19 protein-coding genes are annotated in these 23,304 nt (G+C 76.6%); 7 read left to right on the plus strand and 12 right to left on the minus strand.

The window, feature by feature from the left end; translation table 11 throughout:
* Positions 1-116: 116 nt before the first annotated feature.
* Entirely contained in the window at positions 117-1,811 is a 1,695-nt protein-coding gene (locus tag ACRYM0_RS03670) for an alpha-keto acid decarboxylase family protein (RefSeq protein ID WP_432502252.1), read from the minus strand.
* Between the two features lie 103 nt (positions 1,812-1,914).
* Here ACRYM0_RS03670 and ACRYM0_RS03675 point away from each other — a divergent pair, with 103 nt between their 5' ends.
* The 3 genes from ACRYM0_RS03675 (at position 1,915) to ACRYM0_RS03685 (ending at position 5,220) form a co-directional block, all read left to right on the plus strand.
* Positions 1,915-2,373 (plus strand): Lrp/AsnC family transcriptional regulator, encoded by a 459-nt coding sequence (locus ACRYM0_RS03675; protein ID WP_432502254.1) that lies wholly within the window; start codon positions 1,915-1,917, stop codon positions 2,371-2,373.
* A 135-nt stretch (positions 2,374-2,508) separates the two neighbouring features.
* Positions 2,509-4,551, plus strand: a complete 2,043-nt coding sequence (locus tag ACRYM0_RS03680; protein WP_432502256.1) for an alkaline phosphatase — start codon at positions 2,509-2,511, stop codon at positions 4,549-4,551.
* A 78-nt stretch (positions 4,552-4,629) separates the two neighbouring features.
* Positions 4,630-5,220, plus strand: coding sequence for a hypothetical protein (locus ACRYM0_RS03685; protein WP_432502258.1), 591 nt, complete (start codon positions 4,630-4,632; stop codon positions 5,218-5,220).
* Positions 5,221-5,226: 6 nt separating this feature from the next.
* Here ACRYM0_RS03685 and ACRYM0_RS03690 read toward each other — a convergent pair whose 3' ends face one another.
* From ACRYM0_RS03690 to ACRYM0_RS03705, 4 genes are all read right to left on the minus strand, one after another.
* A complete protein-coding gene (locus ACRYM0_RS03690; RefSeq protein WP_432502260.1) occupies positions 5,227-6,519 on the minus strand; it encodes a vWA domain-containing protein in 1,293 nt (430 codons plus the stop codon).
* On the minus strand, positions 6,516-7,652 hold the full coding sequence (locus ACRYM0_RS03695) for an AAA family ATPase (protein WP_432502261.1): 1,137 nt from the start codon (positions 7,650-7,652) through the stop codon (positions 6,516-6,518). The genes ACRYM0_RS03690 and ACRYM0_RS03695 overlap by 4 nt, the downstream gene beginning before the upstream one ends.
* Entirely contained in the window at positions 7,649-8,335 is a 687-nt protein-coding gene (locus ACRYM0_RS03700; RefSeq protein ID WP_432502263.1) for a hypothetical protein, read from the minus strand. Before ACRYM0_RS03700 ends, ACRYM0_RS03695 begins: the two co-directional genes overlap by 4 nt.
* Positions 8,336-8,593: 258 nt before the next feature.
* Positions 8,594-9,604: an MsnO8 family LLM class oxidoreductase gene (locus tag ACRYM0_RS03705; RefSeq protein WP_432502264.1), complete on the minus strand. Its 1,011-nt coding sequence runs from the start codon at positions 9,602-9,604 to the stop codon at positions 8,594-8,596.
* 127 nt (positions 9,605-9,731) lie between these two features.
* Here ACRYM0_RS03705 and ACRYM0_RS03710 point away from each other — a divergent pair, with 127 nt between their 5' ends.
* Both ACRYM0_RS03710 and ACRYM0_RS03715 read left to right on the plus strand, forming a co-directional pair.
* Positions 9,732-10,088, plus strand: a complete 357-nt coding sequence (locus tag ACRYM0_RS03710) for a cupin domain-containing protein (protein WP_432502267.1) — start codon at positions 9,732-9,734, stop codon at positions 10,086-10,088.
* 107 nt (positions 10,089-10,195) lie between these two features.
* Positions 10,196-10,867: a class I SAM-dependent methyltransferase gene (locus ACRYM0_RS03715; protein ID WP_432502270.1), complete on the plus strand. Its 672-nt coding sequence runs from the start codon at positions 10,196-10,198 to the stop codon at positions 10,865-10,867.
* Positions 10,868-10,907: 40 nt separating this feature from the next.
* Here ACRYM0_RS03715 and ACRYM0_RS03720 read toward each other — a convergent pair whose 3' ends face one another.
* Complete coding sequence (locus tag ACRYM0_RS03720; RefSeq protein ID WP_432502272.1) at positions 10,908-11,546, minus strand: DUF4328 domain-containing protein; 639 nt, start codon at positions 11,544-11,546, stop codon at positions 10,908-10,910.
* A gap of 21 nt (positions 11,547-11,567) precedes the next feature.
* Positions 11,568-13,613: a diguanylate cyclase domain-containing protein gene (locus ACRYM0_RS03725; RefSeq protein ID WP_432502365.1), complete on the minus strand. Its 2,046-nt coding sequence runs from the start codon at positions 13,611-13,613 to the stop codon at positions 11,568-11,570.
* Positions 13,614-13,824: 211 nt separating this feature from the next.
* Between ACRYM0_RS03725 and ACRYM0_RS03730 the strand changes: the two genes are divergently transcribed.
* On the plus strand, positions 13,825-15,054 hold the full coding sequence (locus ACRYM0_RS03730) for an acyltransferase family protein (RefSeq protein ID WP_432502274.1): 1,230 nt from the start codon (positions 13,825-13,827) through the stop codon (positions 15,052-15,054).
* A gap of 64 nt (positions 15,055-15,118) precedes the next feature.
* Complete coding sequence (locus ACRYM0_RS03735) at positions 15,119-15,523, plus strand: hypothetical protein (RefSeq protein WP_432502276.1); 405 nt, start codon at positions 15,119-15,121, stop codon at positions 15,521-15,523.
* A 29-nt stretch (positions 15,524-15,552) separates the two neighbouring features.
* On the opposite strand, the gene ACRYM0_RS03740 is transcribed toward ACRYM0_RS03735, so the two are convergent.
* The 5 genes from ACRYM0_RS03740 to ACRYM0_RS03760 form a co-directional block, all read right to left on the minus strand.
* On the minus strand, positions 15,553-18,180 hold the full coding sequence (locus ACRYM0_RS03740) for a DEAD/DEAH box helicase (RefSeq protein ID WP_432502278.1): 2,628 nt from the start codon (positions 18,178-18,180) through the stop codon (positions 15,553-15,555).
* Positions 18,131-19,618 carry a polyprenol phosphomannose-dependent alpha 1,6 mannosyltransferase MptB gene (gene mptB, locus ACRYM0_RS03745; RefSeq protein ID WP_432502280.1) on the minus strand — a complete coding sequence of 496 codons (1,488 nt, stop codon included), beginning with the start codon at positions 19,616-19,618 and terminating at the stop codon, positions 18,131-18,133. Before mptB ends, ACRYM0_RS03740 begins: the two co-directional genes overlap by 50 nt.
* A 43-nt stretch (positions 19,619-19,661) precedes the next feature.
* Positions 19,662-20,432, minus strand: a complete 771-nt coding sequence (locus ACRYM0_RS03750) for a glycosyltransferase (RefSeq protein ID WP_432502281.1) — start codon at positions 20,430-20,432, stop codon at positions 19,662-19,664.
* A gap of 10 nt (positions 20,433-20,442) precedes the next feature.
* On the minus strand, positions 20,443-22,683 hold the full coding sequence (locus tag ACRYM0_RS03755; RefSeq protein ID WP_432502283.1) for a SpoIIE family protein phosphatase: 2,241 nt from the start codon (positions 22,681-22,683) through the stop codon (positions 20,443-20,445).
* A 112-nt stretch (positions 22,684-22,795) separates the two neighbouring features.
* Complete coding sequence (locus ACRYM0_RS03760) at positions 22,796-23,245, minus strand: ATP-binding protein (protein WP_432502285.1); 450 nt, start codon at positions 23,243-23,245, stop codon at positions 22,796-22,798.
* Positions 23,246-23,304: the final 59 nt, after the last annotated feature.

The raw sequence follows: 23,304 nt of genomic DNA on the forward strand, positions 1-23,304 counted from the left end.
CCCCCCCCCCCCCCCCCCCCCCCCCCCCCCCCCCCCCCCCCCCCCCCCCCCCCCCGCCCCGCCCCCCGGGCCCCCCCCCCCCCCCCCCCCCCCCACCGCGGGGACAGGGGAGGGGGTCAGCGGATGCTGCGGGCCAGGCGGAGCAGGGAGTCGGGGGCGTCGTCGCGGGGCAGGACGACCTGCACCAGCGCGGGGCGGCCGGCGTCGGCGCGGACCTTGCCCAGCACCTCCACCAGCTCGGCGGGCGTGCCGGCCCGGTGCACGGGCGTGGCCGGGGCGCCCAGCGCGGCCGGCAGGCGCGTCCAGTCCCAGGCGACGACCTCCTGGTAGTCCGCCTCGGGGCTGCGGATGGCCCGCTCCACGGTGTACCCGCCGTTGTCGAGCAGCAGGACCGTCGGCGCCAGCCCCTGCTCCAGCAGCCGGCCCAGCTCCTGCACGGTCAGCTGCGCGGAACCGTCACCGATGACCAGGACGGTCTCGCGGCCGGGTGCGGCCAGCATCGCGCCCAGCGTGGCGGGCAGCGTGTACCCGATGGAGGACCACACCGGCTGCCCCAGCAGGTCGCAGCCGTCGGGCAGCGTCAGCTCCACCGCGCCGTAGAAGGACGTGCCCGCCTCGGCGACGAGCAGCGTGCCCGGCTCCAGCCAGTCCTGCAGCAGCGGCCACAGGTCGGCGTGGGTGAGCGGCGCGTCCGGGGCGGCGGGGACGTGGGCGGCGGGGACCTCGACGTCCTGGCGGGGCAGCGGCTCCGGCCGGGGGGTGCGCGCGGCCAGCACCTCCTCCAGCAGCCGCAGCGACTCGTCCAGGTGCACGCCGTGGAACACGTCGCCGGCGATGCGGGCGTGGTCCAGCTGCAGGTCCACCGCGGCGTCGGGGTCGAAGGCGTGGGTGAAGGAGCCGGTGAGGAAGTCCGTCAGGACGGCACCCGCCAGCACCAGCGGTGCCGCCGCGTCGACGCAGCGCCGGGTCCGCTCCGAGCGGGAGAACTCCCCCGCGTAGACGCCGAGGTTCGCCGGGTGCGACTCGTCCAGCAGCGCCTTGGACGCCGACTGCGTCGCCACCCGCACGCCGTTCTGCGCGGCGATCGCCCGCATCCGCTCCTCCAGGTGCCGGCGGTGCAGGCGCGGGCCGGCCAGGACGGTGACCTCGGCGGCGCCGTCGAGGAACCGCGCCAGCGCCCGGGAGAACTCCGCGGCCGACTGCGCATCGCCGCGCAGCAGCCGCAGCGGGCGGGCCAGCGGCGCGGCGGACACCGGGGCCACGGCCACGTCGGCGGGCACCCCCAGGTAGACCGGTTTCGAGGCGCTGACCGCGGTGAGCAGCGCCTGGTCGATCGCGGTGGCGGCGCCGTGCGGGCGCAGCACCACCGCCGAGGCCGTCACCTCGGCGGCCACGCGCACGAAGTGACCGAAGTCGCCGTCGGCGAGGGAGTGGTGCAGCAGCGCACCGTCGGCCATCGCGCGGGTGGCGGGCATCCCCACGACGTGCACGACGGGGACGTCCTCGGCGAAGCTGCCGGCGAGGGCGTTGACGGCGGACAGCTCCCCCACGCCGAACGTCGTCACGAACGCCGCGGGGCCGCGGCGCAGCCGGGCGTACCCGTCGGCGCAGTACCCGGCGTTCAGCTCGTTGGACGAACCCACCCAGCGCTGCTCGCCGGTGGCGAGGACCTCGTCCAGCAGCGCGAGGTTGAAGTCGCCGGGCAGGCCGAACAGGTGCCGCACGCCCAGCTGCGCCAGGCGGTGGGCGAGGTAGGCGCCCACGCTCACCGTCGCGGTGGTCCCCGGCCCGGTGGCGCTGTCGTCAGTCATGCTCCCGATGACAGCTCCGGCTCGTCGACGTGCGCAACAGCCGCCCGCGGGACTGGTCGATCCGACCGGTTCCGTGGTCCGGAACCGACGTAGGCTGGTCGGTGTGACCACCCTGGACGCCGTCGACCGCCGGGTGCTGGCCGCGCTGGACGCCGACCCCCGCGCGACCGTCGCGCAGCTCGCCCTCGACCTGGGCCTGGCGCGCGGCACCGTGCACGCCCGGCTGCAGCGGCTGGCCGCCGGCGGCGCGCTGCGGTTGCACTCCACCCGCATCACCGCCGAGGCGCTGGGGCTGCCGATGCGGGCGCTGGTCACCGCCGACGTGGAGCAGGACGAGTTCGAGGGGATGGTCGCGGACATGGCCCGCATCCCCGAGGTCGTGGAGTGCGTGGGGATCTCGGGCGACTCCGACCTGATGATCCAGATCGTCGCGCGCGACGCCGACCACGTCTACGAGATCACCCAGCGCATCCTGCGCTGCCGGGGCATCCGGCGCACGTCCACCTCGATCGTGCTGCGCGAGCTGCTGGGCTACCGGACGGCGCACTTGTTGCGCGGGTGAACCACCGCGCCACCACCCGTTGACCCCTCGGCCGCCCGGCGTTGCGCCGGCGTTCCCGACCCGCTGGCAGGTTGTGCCCGCACCCACGGGCCCGTCCACGGCTCGCGCCGGGGACCACGCGAGAGGTCGAACCCCTTGTCTGATAAGCATTCTCACCAGCACGGCGAGCAGGACGGCGACGGCGCGCGCGGGGGGTTCTTCACCCGCCGCGGTCTGCTGGGCACCGGCGCCGGCGGTCTCGCCACCGCCATCGTCTGGGGCTCGGGGCTGCGCGGAGCCGAGAAGGCCGCCGCCGCCCCCGTCAGCGCCGCCGCGCTGAACCACAAGGACCCGCACGCCTTCACCGGCGTCGTCCGCCGCGTCGCGCTGAGCACCGGGACCACCACCAGCGCGGTGCGGATCCTGCCGCTCGACCGGGCGAAATTCCAGGTCGGCGCCACGTTCGACCTGCGCGTCGAGGCCACCGGAGTCGACCCGGAGACCACCCGCATCGTCATCCGCGTCGCCGGCCAGGACGGCCCCGCCCCGCTGCTGAGCCCCGCGCCGCTGCGCAGCAGTTCCGCCGAGGACTCCGTCGAGGTCACCTACGAGGGCCTGGCCTACCCGGAGGCGGGCACCTTCACGATCTCCGCGGAGGTCACCTCCTCCGCGGGACAGGCCTCCGCCGAGGTGCGGCACGAGGTCGTCCTGGCGGACGCCGACGGGAAGAAGGCCAAGAACGTCATCTTCTTCCTCGGCGACGGCATGGGCCCGGCCGCCATCACCGGCGCTCGGATCCTGTCCAAGGGCATCAGCGAGGGCAAGTACCACGGCTTGCTGGAGATGGACCGCATGGACCACCGCGGCAACGTGACGACCTCCGGCAGCGACTCCATCGCCACCGACTCCGCGAACTCCATGTCGGCCTACATGACCGGCCACAAGTCCGCCGTCAACGCCATGGGCGTGTACCCCGGCAACGACCCCGACCCGGCGAGGAGCCCCAGGGTCGAGACGATGGCCGAGGTCCTCAAGCGCTCCCGGGGGATGTCCATCGGCATCGTGACCACCGCGGAGATCCAGGACGCCACCCCGGCCGCGGTGTTCGCGCACACCCGACGCCGCTCGGAGTACGCGGCCATCATGGACCAGGCGCTGACGCCCGAGCAGATGCCGGACGTCTACATGGGCGGTGGCCGCGCGAGCCTGCTGCCGCAGTCGCAGGAGGGCTCGCGGCGCACCGACGACCGCGACCTCGTCGCGGAGTTCAAGGACAAGGGCTTCGCCTACGCGGGCACCCGCACCGAACTGGAGGCCGTCATGGCCGCCGGCACCCCGGAGAAGCTGCTGGGCACCTTCGCGCTGGGCAACCTGAACGTCTACATCGACCGCGAGATCACCCCGAACCCCGAGGTCCTGGGCGACTTCCCCGACCAGCCCGGCCTGGTGGAGATGACGAAGGCGGCCCTGAAGGTGCTGGAGCAGAACGACAAGGGCTTCTTCCTCATGGTGGAGGGCGCCTCCATCGACAAGTCCGAGCACCCGCTGGACGGCCCGCGCGCCGTCTACGACACCATCGAGCTGGACCAGGCCGTCGGGGTCGCCAAGGAGTGGGCGAAGGACCGCGGCGACACCCTCATCGTGGTCACCGCCGACCACAACCACGCCATGAGCATCGCCGGCACGCACAGCGTCTCGAAGGACGCCGCCGACGACGAACCCGCCCGCCAGGCGAACGGCGTGTACGCCGACGCCGGGTTCCCCACCTACGTCGACGCGGACGGCGACGGCTTCCCCGACGACCCGAACCCGGACGTGCAGCTGTTCTTCGGCTGGTCGAACCACCCCGACCACCCGGACGACTTCGCGCACAACCCCGTCCTGGTGCAGCCGGCGCTGGAGGACCCCGCGACCGAGCGGGCCGTGCCCAACCCCGAGCGCGACCCCGGGTCGGTCGTCCAGATCGGCAACCTGCCGCTGGAGGAGACCAACTGCGTGCACACCGTGGAGGACGTGAACATCATGGCGTCCGGCCCCGGCTCCGAGCGGTTCAACGCGGTGCTGGACAACACCGAGGTGTTCCACGCCGTCTGCGACGGCCTGGGCCTGCGCGTCCCCGGGTACCTGCTGCGCAGCTCCGGCGTGGCGGAGATGGACGTGACCGCCGAGGCCGCCGAGCAGAGCGCGCTCGTCGGCTGAGCGACCGCCCCGGGCCGGTGGACGCACCGGCCCGGGGCGGCACCGTCCCACCACCGTCCCGGGTGTCATGCTCGTCGGGTGCGCAGGTGGGACCCGGCCCAGGAGCAGTGGACGCGGCAGCAGCGGCGGATCGCGGCCGCGGGCGCTCCCGAGCCGCCGACCGCTCGGGTCGACGGCTTCGAGCACTACCCCCGCTTCTACGCCAAGCGGCGGCGCGGGCGGGTGCTCGACGTGGCGGCCTCCTTCGACGCGCTCGTGCGTTCCGCGCGCGGCGGGTGGGCCGCCGGGACGACGGTGACGGCCACCCACCGGGCGCCCGACGGCCACCCGGTGGTGCTCGACGCCCCGGGCCAGGGCAGCACCTGCGCCTCCAGCCGGTGGGTGCCGGAGGTCCCCGGCGGCCCGGTGGCCGAACTGGTCGCGGCCCTGCGGACCCTGCGGGCGCTCGGCGCCGTCACCGCCCCGGGCGTCCAGGAGGGCCTGACGGGCGGGTCGGGGGCGGAACGCTCGCAGCAGGCGTGGCTGGACGGCGAGGCGAAGGCCGGGGTGGACGGCTTCCGGGTGGTGTGCACGCTGGAACCCGGCCACGAGGGGCCGTGCCTGGCGCGGGCGCAGCTGGGGGACCTGGTGTGGCGGTGGGACCCCCGCGAGCAGGTCCCCCTCGACTGAGGGTCGTCAGCGGGCGTCGGGCCGGTCCCGCTCCACGACGATCCCGCGCATCCAGGCGGGCACGCCCTCGCGGGCGCCGTCCAGCAGCAGCACCACGTGGGTGGCGCCGGGGTTCTCGCGGGGAGGCTGCGCGGGCCAGGGCGTGTCGCCGTCGGTCGCGGTGATCACGAGGTCCACCGCGGGGCGCAGCGCGGCGGCCGCGGCCAGGCCCACGCGCATGTCGGTGCCGCCGCCGCCGACCAGCGCGACGTCCTGCACCCGCCGGACCAGCCGCGCCCGCCCCGCCGCGGCGTCGCAGGCGATGACCTGCACACCGGTGCCGCGGCTGCGCCGCACGATCGCCTCGATCTCCGCGTGCACCCGCGCGAGCATGTCCTCGGTGACCGAGGCGGAGGTGTCGACGACCACCGCGACCCGGGGCGGGCGCGGCTGCCGCATCGCGGGCAGCACCACCCCCGGCGTCGCGGAGGCGCGCCGCGAGGGGCGCGCGTAGGAGTAGTCGCGCACCCCGGCGACGCGGGCGGCGGCCCGGCGGGTCACGCTCAGCAGTTCCCGGCGCCAGTCCACCACCGGTGTCAGGACCTCGTCGGCCCAGCGCCGCCACCCCGCCGGCACCGGGCCCCGGCTGCGGGCGTGCTCGAGGACGTCGCGCGCGGTCTGCCGGCGGACCAGCTCGGCCCGGCCGGCGTCCACGCTGCCGTCGTCGCCCCCGGCGGCGTCGCGGCCGCTGTCGTCGTCCTCCCAGGGGCGGCGCGGGCCACCCGCACCGGAACCGCAGTCGTCGAAACCCGCCGGGAACCCGGGCCCCGCGGGTCGCGGGCCCGGCGCCGTCCCGCCCACGAGCAGCCGGTAGATCTGCTCCGCGGTCATCCCGGCCGCGGCGCCGGGCACGCGCTCGGGGTACCACGCCTTCCGGGCGGGCACGCTGATCCCCGCCGCGCGCAGGTCCTCGTTGATGGTGCAGTCACCGGCCCGGTTGAACAGCGGCAGGCGTTCCGCGGGCTCGGCCAAGGCCGCGAACCTCTCGTGGTGCTCGCGCAGGGGGTGGCCGACCTCGTGCAACCAGACGCCGACGACCTGGGCGACGTCGAGGGTGAGGATGAACCCGGGGTTGTAGTACATGCGCCAGCGGGTGTCGATCCCGACGGTGGGGACCTCGGTGCTGGCGACGGGTTTGACGGCGTACAGGGCTGCGCCCAGGTACGGCGCGAGCTCACCGGCGCGGGCGCGGCCGGCGGCCAGGCGCAGAGCGGCCCGCTCGCCCACCGGGCCGTCCGGCGCGCCGTCCCGCGGCCTCACGCGTCGCGGGTCAGCAGGCCGAGCTCGGTCAGGATCGGGCCGAGGGAGGCGATGGTCGCCGGTTCCGGCATCGCGCCCTCCGGTCGGTGCTGCGCCCACCGGCGGCCGTAGGAGTACGCGATGTCCGCGCTGCGGGCGTCGGCGATCCCGGCGAGGACCCGGCCGCACGCCTGCCACCGCTCGACGGTGGGGTTCGCGGCCGTCGCCGCCCACACCGAGGCCGCCACCGCGTACGTCCTGTCGGTGCGCTGCGGGTCCACGGTCCAGGAACCCGGGTCGCGCAGCAGCTCCTCGGGGTCGGGCAGGTCCAGGTCGCGCACGTAGGTCAGGAACTCCCCCGCGGCGGCGACCCCGACGGTCCCGGTGACCAGCAGGGTGACGACGGTGCTGTTCGCCCCGGCCGCGCGGGCGTGGGCGTACAGCCGCGCCGCCATCTCCCAGGAGCGCGGTGTCGGGAAGGCGCGGCCCGCGTCCTGCGAGGACGACGGCAGGCGCGTGACGAGTTCCGGCCGGGACCCCAGGAAAACCCCCACGAGGGTCGTCGCCCGCTCCAGCTCGGCCGCGACCTCGGCCTCGTCGGCGCGCGGCACCGTGACGGCCGGCCAGCCGGTCGTGAACCCCTCGCGCACCGTCTCGGCGTCCAGGCTCCACGTCAGGTGCAGGAAGCGGTTCGCGACGGGCGGGGCCAGGTCCCACCCGTCGGCCGCGACGTCCGGGGGGTTCGCCGCGGCGACGGTGCGCACCTGCTCCGGCAGCCGCAGGTCGCCGACCACGCCCTCCAGGATGGGGCGCAGCAGGGCGGCCTGCGTGGCGGGCGGAGCGGTCGAGACCTCGTCGTAGAACTGGATGCCCGCCCGCCCGTCGCGCTCCACCGCGTCGCGCAGCCGCACCGCCCACGACGGCGGTGCCAGCGAGGCGGTGCCCGAGGCGGCGTCGACGACCGGCAGGCCCGCGAAGTCGCTGGGTTCGCGGATCGAGGCGATGACCGTCTCCAGGTGCGCACCCATGCCGTCGGCCAGTTCCTTCACGACCGAGGACTTGCCCTGCCCGGGCGGCCCCCACAGGACCACCGGGACGCCGGCGAGCAGGGCGATGCCCAGGGCGTCGCAGGTGTCGGTGTGCTGCCGGCTCACGCGGGGGTCCTCCAGGATCCGTCGGGGGCCCGCCCGGCCGGGTCGCCCAGCAGGGCGGCGAGGAAGGCGATGCGGTCGGGGGTGAGCGTGCCCGCGGCGTGCGCGGCGACGACGTCGGCGGCGCTGAACCCGGCACCGGCCGCCGCCAGGACCAGGCGCAGGTCCAGACCGCCGCCCGGCGGGTGGGCGTCGAGGAACCCGCGCAGCTGCGCGTGCAGCAGCGCGAAGCCGAGGACCTCCTCGGGGACGAGGTCGACGCGGTGCCCGCTCAGCAGGGCGCGGGCGCGCAGCCGGGCCGCCGCGTCGGTCAGCGGGACCTCGACGCCGTCGAGGCGCACCAGGCGCACGGTGGTGCCGATCGCGGCGATCTCGACGTCGTGCGGCACCCCGGGCAGCAGGAGGTGGCGGTGCAGGGTCACCAGGACCTCGGGCCAGTCGAACGGCGGCTGCTGCTCGGCCCCCGGTGCCGGCGCGGACCCCGGCCGGCTGTGCGTGAGGGTCAGCGGCCGCGCCGCCGCCCCGGCGGGGCGCCGCGCGCGCCACGCGCCCCACACCGCGTCGGGGACGCCGCCGCGGGGCGACGGGCGCGCCGGCGGGTCGGCGACCAGGTCGCGGGCGTCGAGGGTGAAGCGCACCGGCGCCGGCCCCGGGCGGGGGCGTCGGTGACGGCGGCGGGCGGGCACCGGCCCAGCGTAGGCACGCCCGCGCGACCACCGCGAAACCACCGCCCGGCCGGGGCGCTGCGAGCCGGTGGTCAGTCCCCCGCCCGGTGCAGCTCGTGGCGGCGCCGCGCGAACCACGCCGCGAAGCAGTACACCGTCGTCCCCGCCACGCCCACCACCCTCCACGACGGGCGGGTGCCTGTCGAGCACGTGCGCGGGGTGCCGCAGCGGTCCGCGGCGGCACCCCTCCACCCAGCAGCGCGTCACCCGAGCAGCGCGTCAGCCGAGCAGCGCGTCGGCCAGGCGGGCGTCGGACTCGGCCTGCAGGTCCGGCTCGTGCACGGTCGTGGCGACCAGGAGCTCACCGGCCCCGAGCCGCCCCAGCAGGTCGCCGACCCGCCGGCGCACCTCGGCCTCGGTGCCGACGACGCTCTGCGCGAGGACCGCGTCCACCGTGCGGCGCTCACGGGCCGTCAGGCCGGTCAGGTCGACGTCGCCGGGGGCCGGCAGCGGCGGGAACTTCCCGCGGGTGCGCGAGACCGCCAGCGACCACGCCTGGGGCAGCAGCTCGCGCCGGGCCGCGGCCTCGTCGTCGGCGACGAGCACGTCGGCCAGCACCGTCACGCGCGGGCCGCCGTGGCCGCGCTCGACGAAGCGCTCCCGGTACTGCTCCAGGCGCGCCGGGTCCTCCAGCACTGGGCCGCCCACGACGACGGGCAGCCCCAGGTGCGCGGCGGTCAGCAGGCCGGCACCGGTGGTCAGCACCGTGACCGGCGGCGCCGGCACGCGCGGGCGCACCGTCACCGGCGCGCGCCCGTGCAGCAGGTCCAGCAGGTCGGACAGCCGTGCGGTGAACTCCTCCGCGTCGGCACCGGGGGCGCGCAGCGCCTCCCGCACCGGGGCCGTGAAACCGGCGGAGCGGCCCACCCCGAGGTCGACGCGGCCCGGGCGCAGGGCCTGCAGGACGGCGAACTGCTCGGCGACCACCAGCGGCACGTGGTTCGGCAGCATCACGCCTCCGGAGCCGATCCGCAGCGGCGAGGAGGGATCGAGCGAGGCGGCGACGGCGGCCAGCAGCACCGCCGGTGCCGGGCCGACGACGCCGGGGACGGCGTGGTGCTCGGCCACCCAGAAGCGGTGCAGGCCCAGCGCCTGCGCGCGCACCGCGCGGTCGACCGTCGCGCGGATCGCGGCGGCGTCGTCACCCGCGCCGCCTCCGGGCGGGGCGGTGGTGCGGGTGCGGTCCAGCAGCGACAGGGCGGGCCGGGCGGGTGAGGTGGGTGCGGGCATGGTGCCGGGTGCAACGCCCGGCCGCGGCCGCTGCGTCCCGGCGGGGCGTGCTCCACGTCCACCGCCGTACACCCACCGCCGCACCACCGACTGGTCGGTGGTGCGGCGCGGCGGCAGGATCGGGGTCGTGAGCTGGCACGCGGGCAACGCGGACGACGACGGCGCCGAGGACGGGGGCTGGCTGGTCGGGCACTTCAAGGCCGGGCGCGCACCGGAACTGGCCAGCGGTGACGTGGAGGTGAAGTGGGCGCGCCTGGCTCCCGGTTCCCGCGACGACGAGTGGACGCAGCCGGAGCCGCAGACGTCGCTGTGCGTGCTGGTCAGCGGTTCCCAGCGGATCAGGTTCCGCGAGGGCGAGGCGGTGCTGCGCGAGTCCGGGGACTACGTCATCTGGTACCCCGGGGAGTCGCACACGTGGGAGTCGTCAGCCACGGAGGAGACCACCACGATCACGGTTCGGTGGCCCTCCGCGGTGCGGGGGTGAGGTTCTCCGGGGCCGTCGCCGCGAGCGCGGCCCCGGGGAGGCGGTGCTAACCTCCCACCCCACCCGGGGCCCGAAGATCCGTCCGAACACCGAGGAGCGATCGACTCGTGCACGGCGGAACGGGGCCCGACGAGAGCGAGGCCATCGCGCTCTACTACGACGACTTCGCCCCGCACTACGTGCCGGGGTGGCGTTCCCTCGAGCACTACGGCCCCCTCGTCGCGGACTTCCTGCTGCGTTCCGTGACGCCCGAGTGCCGGGTGCTCGACGTCGGGTGCGGACCGGGGCAGCTGACGAGGAACCTCGCCCCGGACGTCTCCGTCACGGGCATCGACGTGTCTGCGCGGATGCTGGAGGTCGCGAGCGCCGGACGGCCGCAGGGCCGGTACGAGCAGCACGACTTCCACGACCCGCTGCCGGGCGGCTGGGGGCGTTTCGACGTCGTCGTCGCCGTGGGGTGCCTGGAGTTCTGCCGCGATCTCACCGGGACGCTGCGGAACCTCGCCGACGCGTGCGCGCCCGGGGCGCGGCTGCTGGTGGGGGTCGTCGAGGACCGCACCGCGCGGGAAGCCGGCAGTTCCCGGCGCGCGTTCTCCGACGACGGCCTGCCGGGGGTCGACATGCACTGCTACGACGCCACCGCGCAGCTGGGCGCGGTCACGGCTGCGGGGTTGTCGCCGTGGTCGTACCGGTTCATCCCGGCCTGGCGGCACGACGAGTACTCCTACGTCGTGCAGTACGGGTTGTGGGAGCTCCGGAAGGACAGGCCGGGCACCTGACGGCCGGGGGTGGGGGTTGCCGCCCGAGCCGGTCGCGGGGTCAGCCCGCACGGAACTGCAGGGCGTCCGCGGCCCGGACGACGCGGAACCACGCGACGAGCGAGACGACGAACGCGAGGAACCCGACCAGGTGCAGCGCACCGGTGGTGGACGGATCACCCGGGACGGACGAGGTGGCCCGCTGCGAAGCCAGGTTGGTGAAGGACTGCCCCACCAGCCAGCCCGCCCACCACAGGGCGAGCAGCCGACGCTGGACGCGCCGGGCCCCTGCTCCGGACGCGGACGCGTCCAGGGCGTCCCGGACCACCTGGAACGGGAACCAGAGCGAGACCACCGGCACGACCCACCCCGCCCAGGCCCACCCCCGGCTGCGCGCGTGGTGGTGGGCCGGGGCCACCAGCTCGGAGTTGCGCCGGACCCGCACCAGCCACAGGCACGTGACGACGAAGGCGGCGAGCCAGGCGAGCCCCGTCAGGCCGACGAGGAGGCCGTACGGCGAGAACGGAGCCGGCGCACCGCCCGCGAACCCCGCCAGCGCACTGAGCCCCTCGCCCGCGGTGACGACCACCGCCAGCACCAGGGCGGCGGAGCCCCGCCGCCGCACCGGCTCCAGGGGCACCGGGCCGCCGCGCGGCGCGTCGGGCTCGTGCCAGGGGCCGTGCTGCTGCGGTGCGGTCACCGTTCCTCCTCGGCTCGGGGATCACCACGCTAGGTGATCGACGGCCGGGTCCAGCCCGTCCGCACCGCCGTCCGGCACGACCGGGGGGCCGGCGACGACCGTGGCGTCGCGCCCGGCCAGCTTGCCCCGGTACAGGGCGGCGTCGGCCACGCCGAGCACCTCGGCGGCCGACTGCCCCGGCACCCACTGCGCCACACCCACCGTGCACGTCTGCCCGCGGGGCACGGCCGCGCGGATCCGGTCGGCCACGGCGAGCGCACCGGCCCCGTCGCAGCCCGGCAGGGCCAGGACGAACTCCTCCCCGCCCCAGCGGGCCAGCGTGTCGACCTCCCGCAGCTGCGCGGCGGCGGCGACCGCGAAGTCGCGCAGCAGCTCGTCGCCGGCCAGGTGGCCCCGGGTGTCGTTGTACGCCTTGAAGCGGTCCAGGTCGAGCAGCGCGAACGTCAGCGGCACGCCGGTGCGGTCCGCGCGCGCCACCTCCGAGGCCGCGACCTCGTCCCAGCGGCGGCGGTTGGGCAGCCCGGTGAGGGCGTCGCGCTCGGCGGCGCGTTCCAGCCGCACCAGCAGGTCGGCGCGCTCGACGGCGTGGGCGGCCTCGCCCGCCAGGGTCGACAGCGCCGCCGGCACCCCGGGGGCGAGCGCCGTCACCGGGCGCCGCCAGATCACGGCGAGCACGCCGACGGGTTCGCGCCCGCGCCGCAGGACCGGCTGCCACACGGCCGACACCGTCCCGCACGCCTCGACGAGGGCGCGGCTGGCGCGGGGGTGGGCCGGGACGTCGGGCACGAACAGCTGCTCGCGGCCGTGGTGGGCGTCCAGCACGAGGCTGGTGTCGCACCGGGGGTCCACGCGGACCTCCACCCCGTCCAGCCCGGTGCTGGCGGTGCTGACCAGGACGCCGTCGGCGTCGGGCTGGACCAGGTAGGCGGCGTCGGCGCCGGTGAGCTCGCGCACGGCCTCGCAGATCGCCAGGCGCGGGTCGTCCGCGGTGGCGATGGCCGTGGAGGCGCGGGCGAGGACCTCCACCCGCTCGGCGTGCGCGGCGAGCTGCTCGTGGGCGGTGGCCAGCTCCGCGTGCGCGGCGCGCAGCGCGGCCTCGCGGGCCTGCCGGGAGGTGATGTCGTGCATGGCCACGACCGCGCCGAGCACGGTGCCGTCGTCGGCGCGCATGGTGCGCCCCGAGCAGGTGACCGTGATCGGTGAGCGGCCGGGGACGACGATGCGCATGCGGGCGTCCTCGACGGCGCCCTCGCGCAGGGCCCGCCGCAGCGGCAGCTCCTCGGCCGTCAGGGGGCGGCTGCCGTCGGCGGTGCGCAGGCCGTAGGCGCCGGCGTGCCCGCTGAGGTCGAGGTCCCCGTCGGCGGCGCGGCCCAGCAGGGCGCGCGCGGTGTCGTTGAACATGAGCAGGTGCCCGTCGGGGTCGGCGACGACGATGCCGACGTCGGCGGTGGCCAGGACCGCCTGGGTGAGCTCCTCGCGCCGGGCGGCCTCGGCCATGACGAGTTCGGCGAGCTCGCGCTGCTCCTCGGCCTCGGCGGCCAGGCGTGCGCTGCGGCGGGCCTGGCGGCGGCGCTCCAGCAGGGAGACGACGACCCTGGCCAGGTCGCGCAGGTGCTGCAGCTGCGTCTCGTCCAGCGCGCGGGCGACGGTGTCGAACACGCACAGCGTGCCCAGGGCGTGCCCGCCGGCGGTGGCCAGCGGCGCGGCGGCGTACAGCCGCACCCGTGCGAGGCTCCCGTCGACGTGGGGCTTGTCCCGGTAGGCGGGGTGCTCCCGGGCGTCGGGGAGGTGCACGACTGCGCCGGAGCGGAAGCCGACCGCGCACATCGAGTCCTCGCGAGGGACGTCGCGGCAGGGCGTGCCGACGGCGGTCAGCTGGCGCTGCCGGTCGGCGTCGACGAGGTTGACCGCGGCCCCGGAGCACCCGGTGAGGGCGGCGGCCAGGCGCACGACGGCGTCGAGGTCGGCCAGGTCCGCGGGGTCGCCGGCGGCCCCGCCGGGGGGCGTGTGCTCACCCACCGCGACGAGCCGGGCGTGCTCGTCGTCCCGCTCCACAGCACGGGGCATCGGCACGCGCGGAACCCCCCTTGAGACCGTGGGGGTTCATCGCTCGAGACGGACAGCAACGAGCTGATCACGCTGCGCCGAAACTTCGCACGAGTGTGCTCCTAACAGGTGAAACCGGGGTGTGCCGTGTGCTTGTGTGACGCCCCGTGGGCCGAGAGTTCGCTCCCGGGGGAGCGACCGGGCCGCTCACGCCACCGACACCGGGAGCCCCATGCCCACCCCCGAGCCCGCGCGCGCCCAGCCGTCCTCCACCCCACCCGCGGGTGGACCGCCTCGACTGTCCACCCGTTCCGTGCACGCCCTGCGGGCCGTCGGCGCCCTCCTGGTCGTGCTGGCCCACCTCACCGGCCCCACCGGGTTCGAGGGCAAGGTCTTCACCGAGGGTCCCCGCGTCTGGGACGAGGTCCGCACCCTGGTCACCGGCATCGGCGTCGACGTCTTCTTCACCCTCAGCGGCTTCTTCATGGTGCTCACCGCCGCCGGTCCCCGCCTGGGGCGCAGCCCCGTGCGCCGGACCCTGTGGCGGCGCCTGGTGAAGGTGCTGCCCCTGTACTGGCTGGCCACCACGGGCGTCCTCGCCATCACCCTCGTGGCCCCCGGTGCCGTCAACGGCAGCCAGGAGCACCCGCCGAACGTCCTGGCCTCCTACCTGCTGCTGCCGCAGGAAGGGCTGCCGCTGCTCCTCGTGGGCTGGACCCTCACCCACATCGTCGTGTTCTACGGGGTGTTCTGCCTCGGCCTGCTGACCGGCACCACCCGAGGCCTGTGGGCGGTGCTGGGCGCATGGTCCGGTTTCGTCGCCACCCTGTACGTCGTGCTGCACGTCGTCCCCGAGGGCACCGGCGGGCCCGTCCTGCAGTTCCTCGGCAACCCGCTGAACCTCGAGTTCGTCCTGGGGGCCGCCGTGGCCCACGGCCTGCTCGCCGGTCTGCGCCGCGGGACGGCCGCGCTGACGGCGGGGGTGCTGCTGCTGGTGACCCTGCTGACGCTGCGGGTGCTGCACGTGCCCGGCACCACCAGCAGCGAGTACCGCCTGCTGGGGGTCACCACCGCCGTGTGCCTGGTCCTGCACGGCGTGGTCGCGCTGGAGCAGACCCGCCGCTGGAGCACGCCGCGGGCCCTGATGGCCGTGGCCACCCCGTCGTACTCGCTGTACCTGGTGCACGTGCCGCTCATCGGCGCCCTCGCCGTCGTGGCCTCCCGCCTGCACCCGCCGACCGCGCCCGCCGCCCGGGTGGCCGTGGTGCTGGCGGCCCTGGTGCTGTGCGTGCTCGCCGCGCAACTGGTGCACCGCTACGTGGAGCGTCCCCTCGCGGCGGCCTTCGAGGGGACCTGCTGGAGCCTGCCGCGCGACTGGCTGGCGGGTTTCCGCCGGCCAGTCGCGGTGGACGTGCGCAACCCCGCGACCGAGGCGGTGGCGGCGCAGCGGGCCGGCGGCTGAGGCGGCGGGCTGGGCGGCGGGCCCCGGCGTGCGTCATCGCAGCGCGTGCGCTGGAATGAGCCAGGTGCAGCTAGGGGCCACCGCCGCCGAGTCCGTGACCATCGAGGGCAACGACGTCATCCTGCGCGCCGAGGGGCGCACCGAGGTCTACGACCTCAGCTACGTGCAGATGATCGTGCCCTACCTCACCGGGGAGCGCACCGTGCCGCCGATGCGGCTGGCGCACTTCCGCCCGGGCGTGAAGCCCTGGATCTGCCTCAGCGTGATCGAGGACGACGGGTTCGAGCCGGACCTGTCGGGCGTGGCGATCTACTCCGGGCTGGGCACCCACCGGGAGATGGCCCTGCACCTGAGCAGGGCCGAGGCGTGGCGCCTGGCCGAGGTGCTGCAGCGCTGCGGGCGGGCGCGGCTCCTGGGCGAGCAGGACGACGCCCAGCAGGACGACGGGGAGCAGGACCGGGCGGCCTGAGGCCCCGGCCGGGCGCGCCCCGCCGGCGCTCACATCCGCAGCAGCCCCGCCACCTGCAGCACCGCCGCACCCGCCTCGTCGGAGGCGTCCAGGTCCACCTCGGCCACGACCGCCCAGTCGCGGTCGCCGGCGGGGTCGTCGAGGACCTGGCGCACGTACCAGCGGCGCGGGGAGCCCTTCGGGTGCGGGCCGGAGCCGTCGTCGACCTGCAGCAGGTGCGGGCCGCGCGCGTCGGGCCCGGTGCCGATGGATTCGTGCTCCTCGTAGTACGCGTCGAGCTGGTCGGCCCAGGTGTCCTCGTCCGGGGAGCCGTCGAGCTTGGCCAGCTCCTCGGGGCGGTCCAGCGCGGCCAGCTCCACGAACCGGAACACCGCGTTGCGCACCAGGACCCGGAAGGCGCGGGCGTTCGCGGTGACCGGCGGCGCCTCGTCCTCGGCGGGGGCCGTGGCGGCCACGACGTCCACGTCGTCGCCGGCGCGCAGCTTCTCCCACTCCGCCAGCAGGCTGGAGTCGGTCTGGCGCACGACCTCGCCCAGCCACTCGACGACGTCGGTGACCTCCTCGGTGCGGGCGTCCTCCGGCACCGTCTGGCGCAGCGCCTTGTAGGCGTCGGAGAGGTAGCGCAGCACCAGGCCCTCGGAGCGGGCCAGCTGGTAGAACGCGACGAAGTCGCCGAACGTCATGGCCCGCTCGAACATGTCGCGCACCACCGACTTCGGGCGCACCTCGTAGTCCGAGACCCAGGGGTTGCCGGCCCGGTACGTCTCGTACGCGGCGCGCAGCTGCTCCTGAAGGGGCTTGGGCCAGGTGACGTCCTCCAGCTGGGCCATGCGCTCCTCGTACTCCAGTCCGTCGGCCTTCATGCGGGCCACGGCCTCGCCCTTGGCCTTGGACTGCTGCGCCAGCAGCACCTTCATCGGGTCGTCCAGCGTGCACTCGATGGTGGAGACCACGTCCAGGGCGTAGGTGGGCGACTCCTTCTCCAGCAGGTCGTCGACGACGGCCAGCGCGAACGGCGACAGCGGCTGGTTCAGCGCGAAGTCCAGCTGCAGGTCGCCGACGAGGCGCACCTGCCGGCCGTCGGGCAGCGGCTCGGGCAGCGTCTCCACGACACCGGCGTCCAGCAGGGCGCGGAACAGCTCCACGGCGCGGCGCACGTGCTGCAGCTGCCGCTTGCGCGGCTCGTGGTTGTCCAGCAGCAGGTGGCGCATCGCCTCCACCGGGTTCCCGGGGCGCTGCAGGACGTTCAGCAGCATGGAGGTGGTGACGCGGAAGTGGGAGGTGAGCTGCTCGGGCTGGGCGTCGACGAGCTTGCGCATCGTCGCCTCCGACCAGGACACGAACCCCTCGGGCGCCTTGACCCGCTGCACCTTCTTCAGCTTCTTCGGGTCGTCGCCGGCCTTCGCGACGCGCCGGGCGTTCTCCACCTCGTGCTCGGGGGCCTGCACCACGACGGTGCCGGCGGTGTCGAAGCCGGCGCGCCCGGCGCGCCCGGCGATCTGGTGGAACTCGCGGGCCCGGTAGTGGCGGGTGCGGCGGCCGTCGAACTTCGTCAGACCCGCGAACAGCACCGTGCGGATGGGCACGTTGATGCCGACGCCGAGGGTGTCGGTGCCGCAGATGACCTTCAGCAGCCCCGCCTGGGCGAGCGTCTCCACCAGGCGGCGGTACTTCGGCAGCATCCCGGCGTGGTGCACGCCCACGCCCATGCGCAGCAGGCGGTTCAGGACCTTGCCGAAGCCGGGGGCGAAGCGGAAGCCGCCGATCGCCTCGGCGATGGCGTCGCGCTGCTCGCGGGTGGCGACCTTCGCGCTGGTGAGGGCCTGCGCCTGCTCCACGGCGGCGGCCTGGGTGGCGTGCACGACGTAGACGGGGGCCCGGTCCGTGACCAGCAGCTCCTCCACCGTCTCCTGCAGCGGCGTCGTCGCCCACGAGTAGTGCAGCGGCACGGGCCGCTCCACGGACGTGACGACGGCGGTGGGCCGGCCGGTGCGGCGGGTGAGGTCCTCGCGCAGCCACTCGACGTCGCCGAGGGTGGCGGACATCAGCAGGAACTGCGCCTGCGGCAGCTCGATCAGCGGCACCTGCCACGCCCACCCGCGGTCGGGCTCGGCGTAGAAGTGGAACTCGTCCATGACGACCTGGCCGACGTCGGCGAACGCGCCCGAGCGCAGCGCCACGTTCGCCAGCACCTCGGCGGTGCAGCACACGATCGGCGCACCGGGGTTCACCGACGCGTCGCCGGTCATCATGCCGACGTTCTGCGCGCCGAACGTCTCCACCAGCGCGAAGAACTTCTCGCTGACCAGCGCCTTCAGCGGCGCGGTGTAGAAGGAGCGGATCCCCGCGGTCAGGGCGGCGGCGTGCGCGCCCGCGGCCACCAGCGACTTTCCGGAACCGGTGGGGGTGGCCAGGACGACGTTGGAGCCGGAGACCACCTCGATGAGGGCCTCCTGCTGCGCCGGGTACAGCTCGATGCCGCCGGCCGAGACCCACCCGGCGAACGCCTCGTACACGGCGTCGGGGTCGTCGGCGGCGGCACTGCCGGGGGCGGGCAGCACGCTGGTCAGCGAGGCGCGGGCGGAGGTCTGCAGCAGCTCGTCGGACTCACCGGCGAGCGCGGAGGGGGCGGGGGTGGTGGCCATGGCGCTGCCCATGCTCCCACCTGCGCGCCAGCACGCCCACGGCCACCGCGGCCAGCAGCGCCGCCCACGCCACCCACGGGCCCACCTCGCGCCGGTACCCCAGCGTCACCGCCTGCACGGCCGGGGACATGCCGTCCACCAGGCCCGGCACGTACGCCAGCGCCAGCAGCGCCAGCCGCAGCGCCACCAGGCGCTCCAGCCACCCGCCGGCCACCCCGGCGGGGGTGGCGGCCGCCAGCGCCAGCGGACCCCACAGCAGCAGGTCGTACCAGGGCAGCTCGTACGGCGCGGCCAGCAGGTAGCCCAGCGCCAGCAGGGCGCCGACCCCGGCGGCGCAGCGCCGCAGCGCCGCGGGCCCCCACGGGCCCGCGGGCCGGTGCACCAGCAGCGGCCACCACAGCACCGCGAGCAGCGCCATGAGCAGCAGGGTGCCGGGCAGCAGCACCCCGCGGGGCACGCCGGCGTCCACGAGCGGCCGCCACACCGTGGCCAGCGACACGTACCGGCTGGCGGTACGGGTCTGGTCGTAGGCGTGCGTGCCGGCCCACAGGTGCGCCGGCACCAGCAGCAGCAGCGCCCCCGCCAGCCCCCGCAGCAGCCAGCCCGCGCCCGGCGCCCCCGGCCCGCCCGCGCGGCGCGCGGCCCACCACGCCACCAGCAACCCGCCCCCCACCGCCCCGTACGGCAGCTTCGTGCCCACGGCCACCGCCAGCACCAGGCCGGCCGCGAACGGCCGGCGCGGGGCCAGCAGCAGCACCCCCACCGACGCCGCACCGGCCAGGACGTCGGCGTGCGCACCGCCCAGCCCGACCGTCAGCAGCAGCGGGTTGGCCGTCCACAGCACGTGGGCGCGGGCGCGCAGCGCCTCGTCCTCGCGCAGCGCCGCGTGGACCCCGGCGGCCGCGGCCGCCCACGCCACCACCAGCAGCAGCTGCCAGCACCACACCGTGGCGCGCACCGAGTCCCCGCCGGCCAGCGAGGTCAGCGCGTGCACGGCCGTGGCCACCGGCCCGTACACCGACGGGGTGGAGCGCCAGGGGTCGCGCACCGCCGAGGCCACCGGGTCCGCACCGCCCGCGAAGGCGTCGGGCGCCTGCACGTAGGGGTCGGCGCCCAGCGCCGCGATGCGCCCGTAGGCGGCGTAGCTGAGGTGGTCGGCGGAGCCCACGGGCGGCACCAGGGCCGTCAGGGCGGCGCCGGCGGCCGCGAGCAGCAGCAGCCCCCGGGGGCGCCACCCCCGCGCCACCGCGGCCAGTCCGGTGAGCACCGCGACGCCCCCGGAGAGCACCGAGACCACCAGCAGGGCGCTGACCAGCGCGGACGACGGACGCAGGCCCAGGTCCACCGGCAGCGCACCGGACCCCAGGGGCGGCACCGCCGCCGAGGGCCCGGCCACGGCCACGGCCAGCCAGGCCAGCAGCGCGACGGCCGCGGCGGCGACGGGGGCCACCGCGGCGGGCCGGCACCGGGGCGCGCGAGCCGGGCGGGGCGCCTCAGCCACCGGCGCGGCGGGCCGGGAGCAGCGCCCCGGCGGCACCCCGGCGCACCAGCGCCAGGGCCACGTCGCGGTACTGCGCCGCGCGGTGCAGCTGGGCGCGCAGGTCGGCTCCGGTGACGCGGTGGTGCAGCTCGCACGGCACCTCCACCACCCGGTACCCCGCCCGCAGCAGGTCGATCGTCAGGGCCGTCTCCACGCCCCACCCGCGCGCCAGCGGCTGCGCGGCCTCGAACGCCGCACGGCTCAGGCAGCGCATCCCCGACAGCGGCTGCTGCGGCGACCAGCCGGCCAGCGCGAGCGTGCCGCGGCGGGCCAGGCCCACGACCAGGCCGCGCCCGCCGCCGGCGGTGGCCTGCTGCGGCAGCACCGCGATCGTCATGTCCGCCTCCCCGGCCAGCACCGGACCGATCAGCGGGACCGTCGCCGCGGCGCTGCCGGCGAGGTCCGCGTCCACGAACAGCAGCGGCCGCGGGCCGGTGCCCGGCCGCGGGGACGCCGCCTCGTGGGCGGCGACGGCGCGGGCGCCGGTGCGCATGGCCGCGGCCTTGCCGCGGTTGCGCGGGTGGGCCACCACCAGAGCGCCGGCGTCGCGGGCCAGTGCCGCGGTGCCGTCGGAGGAGCCGTCGTCCACGACGACGACGAGGTCGGCGACCGGCAGGGAGCGCAGGGCCGCCACGGTGGCGGCGATGCGCTCGGCCTCGTCCTTGGCCGGCACGACGACGGCGACGGTCGGGGACGGCGTCGGGGACGGCTGCGGCGACGGCACGCTGGCGAGGCTAGAGCACGCCCCCGTCGGCGCGGCGGACCGCGAGGACGGTGACGTCGTCGTCGACGAGCTCGCCGCGGGTCATGCCGCCCACGAGCTCGTCGACGACCCCGCGCACGGGGGCGTCGCCCGCGGCGGCGACGAGCCGCGCGGCCGTGGCCATCCCCTCGTCCAGGGGGCGGGTGCGGGTCTCCACCAGGCCGTCGGAGAACAGCACCAGGTCCTCCCCCCGCTCCAGGCGCGTGGCCAGGACGGCGTCGCGGGCACCGCCGGCGCCGTCCAGGAGGGCACCCAGGGGCGGGCCCGCCGGCACGTCGAGGTAGCGGGCGGCGGCACCGGTGCGCACCAGCGGCGGCGGGTGGCCCGCCGAGGCCACCAGCGCCCCGCCGTCGCGGTCGAGCAGCACGTACACCAGGGTCACCAGGTCCTCCGCCCCGGTGGCCGCCGCGCACGCGTCCAGGCCCCGCAGCACGGCGGCCGGGTGCGGGTCCACCAGGGCCAGGGCACGCACCTGGGCGCGCACCTCCCCCATCACCGTCGCCGCCCGCGCCCCGCGGCCCATGACGTCGCCCAGGACGACGGCGACGCACCCGCCGCCGACGTCCAGCAGCTCGGCCCAGTCCCCGCCCACGGCCGCCCCGGCGCCGGTGGCGGTCGCGCGGTGCGCGTGCAGCCACGGCACGGACGCCAGGGAACCGGGCTTGAGGGCCTCCTGCAGCACGCGCGCGGTGCTGCGCTCGCGCTCCAGCAGGTCCACGCGGTCCAGCGCGGCGGCGGCCTGACCGGCCAGGGCCAGCAGGAACGCGCGCTCGTCCTCGTCGGCGGCCCCGTCGTCGGAGAACCCGACGACCAGGCCGCCCAGGCGCCGCTGCGGGGTGCTCAGCGGCAGCACCGCCCAGGCGGTGTCGCCGTCGGCCAGGGCCTGCAGGTAGACCGGGCGCACCCACTCCGGCAGCACCCGGGCGCCCTCGGGCCCGGCGGCGTACCAACCGCCGGCGGCGGCGCACGCCTCGACGTCGCACAGCATCTGGGCGGCGCGCCGGTCCTCGCGCACCAGGTGCTCGCGACGGCCGTCGCGCCGCAGGCGGTGCACGGCGAGGGGGCCGCCGGGGCCGCGCTCGTCGTCGGCGAGCGTCAGGCTCGCGCGGGCGGTGCCGGGCAGGCCCAGGCAGGTGCGCAGGACCGCGTCGACGACCCCGGCGCGGGTGCCGGCGGTGGACAGCGCCGCCGTCAGGGCCTGCAGGACTCGGGTGCGGCGGCGCGCCCGAACCCGCTCGTCGACGTCGTCGAGGGCGCCGACCCACTCCAGGACGGCGGAGCCGGGGTCGTCGGGGTCCTCGCGCACCGGCTGGGCGGTGGCGGCGATCCACCGCCAGCCGGTGGGGGTGCGCAACCGCAGCCGGGCGGTGCCGGCGCGGCGCTCGCGGGCCGCGGCGGTGGCCTCGGCCAGCACGGCGGGCAGGTCGGCGGGGTGCACGTCGGCGGCCCAGCCGGTGCCGGCGACGTCACCGGCGCGGCCGGTGAGAGCGCGCCAGCCGGGCAGCTCGCTGGTCAGCCCGCGACCGGGGGCGGCGGTGAACACGTCGAGGCGGCCGGCCGCGGCGAGGGTGCGGTAGCGCTGCTCGGCGCGGCGGGCGTCGCCGGCGGCCGCGCGGGCGGCGTCGAACAGGCGGGCGCGGTCGACCGCGCAAGCGCACTGCCCGGCGAGGGTGGCGGCCAGCAGCAGCTGCACCTCGTCCAGGGCGCCCTCGCGGGGCAGGCCCAGGCGCAGCACCCCCGTCAGCCCCCGGTCGGTGAGCATGGGCAGCGCCGCCCAGGACCGTTCCCCGGCGGCGACGAGGCGCTCGTTGCGGGGGTCGTCGAAACGGGCGGCGAGCTCGGTCGGCGAGCGCAGCTGCACCGGTTCGCGGGTGCGGGCGGCCAGGGCGCTGGGGGTGGAGGCGTCCAGCGGCAGGCGGGGCGCGCGCCCGGCGGCCGAGGTGCGGGCGACGCCGTCCCCGGCGGGCACCAGGGCGGTGCCGGTGCCGTCCAGGAGGAAGACGTCGCAGCTGGTGGAGCCCAGGACGTCCTGGACGGCGCCGAGCACGACGGCCACGGCCTCGCGCACGCTGAGCGCGGCGGCCAGGCGGACGGTGGTGCGTTCCAGGACGCGCAGGTCCGACACGTCCAGCGCCGTGCGGCGCCCCTGGCCGGGCAGGTGGGCCGGGGGGTGGGCCGCGGGGGCGAAGGCCCCGGCGGGAGAGCGGTCCACAGGCCCTCCCGGGGGTCGCGACGCCGGCGCTCTCCAGCGTCAGCCCCACTTTATCGCCCTGAGCGACGAGAAGTGCCCCTGCGTAGCAGAAAGTGACTCGGAAGGGTGCAGGTCAGCGCGGGTGCAGGCGGGTCGGGCCCCCGAACGACGCCCACACCGTGCGGCTGAGGTCGTCGAGGTTCTCCACGACGCCCCACTCGTCCGCCAAGCCCTCCACGATGCGCAACCCGCGCCCGGAGGTCGCCCCGTCGTCCACCGCGCGCGGGCAGACCACCCGCCCGGGCGCACCGCCGTCGGTCACGGCGATCTCGACGTGCGCACCGCCGTCGCGCACCACCAGGCACTGCACGTGGATCTCCCCACCGCCCAGCGGCCGCGCGTGGCGCACGGAGTTGCCCACGATCTCCGAGACGACGATCTCGATCTCCGCCGTCGCCTCGGCGTCCAGCCCCGCACCGTCCAGCACGGACCTGACCACGCGCCGCGCCCTGGGGACGGACGCGGCGTCGTGCTCGAACGACGACCAGTGCGTCGCCGGCACCGGGCCAGCTCCCGTCGTCATCCGTCCTCCTGACCCGCCACCGTGCTGACGGCTGCGTAGGTACCCGAGCCGCGCCCCGG

It is taken from the genome of Kineococcus arenarius subsp. arenarius (genome assembly GCF_050871845.1).
In the GTDB taxonomy this organism is placed as follows: domain Bacteria; phylum Actinomycetota; class Actinomycetes; order Actinomycetales; family Kineococcaceae; genus Kineococcus.

Excerpts from the sequence above, each read along its gene's own strand:
- ACRYM0_RS03730 (WP_432502274.1), top strand. The coding sequence starts at position 13,825 with ATGCCCACCCCCGAGCCCGCGCGCGCCCAGCCGTCCTCCACCCCACCC.
- ACRYM0_RS03725 (WP_432502365.1), bottom strand. The coding sequence starts at position 13,613 with ATGCCCCGTGCTGTGGAGCGGGACGACGAGCACGCCCGGCTCGTCGCG.
- ACRYM0_RS03705 (WP_432502264.1), bottom strand. The coding sequence starts at position 9,604 with ATGCCCGCACCCACCTCACCCGCCCGGCCCGCCCTGTCGCTGCTGGAC.
- ACRYM0_RS03760 (WP_432502285.1), bottom strand. The coding sequence starts at position 23,245 with ATGACGACGGGAGCTGGCCCGGTGCCGGCGACGCACTGGTCGTCGTTC.
- ACRYM0_RS03670 (WP_432502252.1), bottom strand. The coding sequence starts at position 1,811 with ATGACTGACGACAGCGCCACCGGGCCGGGGACCACCGCGACGGTGAGC.
- ACRYM0_RS03740 (WP_432502278.1), bottom strand. The coding sequence starts at position 18,180 with ATGGGCAGCGCCATGGCCACCACCCCCGCCCCCTCCGCGCTCGCCGGT.